Below are 1,398 nucleotides of genomic sequence, written 5' to 3' on the forward strand. Positions count from 1 at the left end.
GGCAGGCCGGCGACGGTGTCGGAGGCCACCAGCCCGAAGGCGGGGGCGCCGGCGCCCTTCTGGAAGCCGCGGAAGATGAAGTAGCTCGTCCTGCCGATCAGGTCGGAGGGGCTGCCCGAGGTCACCGGCGTGAGGCCCCAGTCCGCCATGGCCCTCATCTGCCGGACGGCCTCGCTCCGGTCGCGGGGCGCCGGCCACACCTTGGCGTTCACGTTCCATGTCGCGCCGTCGCGGGTGCCCTCACCCACCGTCGACATCACCGGCTCGTCCACCAGTTGCCCGCCGACCCCGGTATCCGCCGGTGAGGCCGACCCACGGTCGGGCAGCACCCGCACCGCCCCCGCCGTGCCCCCCGCCACCACCGCGGCCGCGACCGCCGTCACCGCCCACCGCCGTGCCCGGAGCCGCCGGCCGCCCCGTACGACCGCCGCGACGGGCGCCGGGCCGGTCTCGATCTCCCGCGCCGCGTCCGCGAGGAGGAGGGCGATCCTGTCCTGTGCCATGCCGTGCCCGTTCCCGTCCGTGTGCGTCATGCCCGCCCTCCCTGCGGGACCGCGTCGGCCAGCGCCGGGATCAGGCGCAGCTTCGCTATCCCCTTGGCCGTGTTGCTCTTGACCGTGCCGACGGAGCAGCCCATCGCCTGTGCGGTCTGGGTCTCCGTCAGGTCCTCCCAGTAGCGCAGGACCACCGCCTGGCGCTGTCGCGCGGGCAGCTGGGCGAGCGCCCGGAGCAGCACCTCGCGGTCGACGGCCTGGGTGATCCGGTCGCCGCGGTCGGCCTCCTCGCGCACCAGGCCGGAATCGTCCTTCGGCGCCAGGAACTCCTTGAGCCTGCGCCGGTGCCTGCGGGCGTGCAGGTTGATCATCACGCGCCGGACATAGGCGTCCGGGTCGTCCGCCGTGCCGACCCTGCGCCAGGCCGTGTAGGCCCGCTCCAGTGTGGACTGGGCGAGATCCTCGGCGGAGTGCCGTTCCCCGGTGAGGAGAAAGGCCGTGCGCAGCAGCCGTGACCAGCGGGCGGTCATGAATCTGCCGAACTCTTCGTCCCGGTCCTGTTTTCCGTCCTCCATGGACACCTCCTGAACACCCGGAGGAGTCCATGGGCGGGGCAGACCGTTGCCTCGGGCCTCGCGCACGAAAAGACCCGATCGCTGGCGACGGGGGATGCACCAGCGATCGGGCTATGGCCAAGGGTAACAAGGTTGTCGGTCGTGTGGAGCCAAGTCGGAGGGAAAAAAAGGAAGTTGGCCGATCAGTGGTCACACGGCGGGTCGTAGGAGAGGCGCGGGAGGTACTCCTGCCACTTGGCGGGGGTCAGGACGCCCCGGGTGACGGAGCAGATGTGGTCGATGGCCGTGGCGGCGTCCAGGTCCCACAGGCGGACCGTGTCGGGGCCGCT

General features: G+C 72.0%; 1 protein-coding gene and 1 pseudogene. Both read right to left on the reverse strand.

Going from position 1 to position 1,398, the window contains the following annotated elements; translation table 11 throughout:
• Positions 1 to 533, reverse strand: a pseudogene (locus tag ACPC54_RS42005) (hypothetical protein); the annotation flags it as partial.
• Positions 530 to 1,069, reverse strand: a complete 540-nt coding sequence (locus tag ACPC54_RS42010) for a SigE family RNA polymerase sigma factor (protein WP_153813772.1) — start codon at positions 1,067 to 1,069, stop codon at positions 530 to 532. The gene ACPC54_RS42010 and the pseudogene ACPC54_RS42005, both read right to left, overlap by 4 nt.
• Positions 1,070 to 1,398 lie beyond the last annotated feature (329 nt).

Origin of the sequence: Kitasatospora sp. NPDC094028 (genome assembly GCF_049543595.1) — a bacterium.
In the GTDB taxonomy this organism is placed as follows: Bacteria; Actinomycetota; Actinomycetes; order Streptomycetales; family Streptomycetaceae; genus Kitasatospora.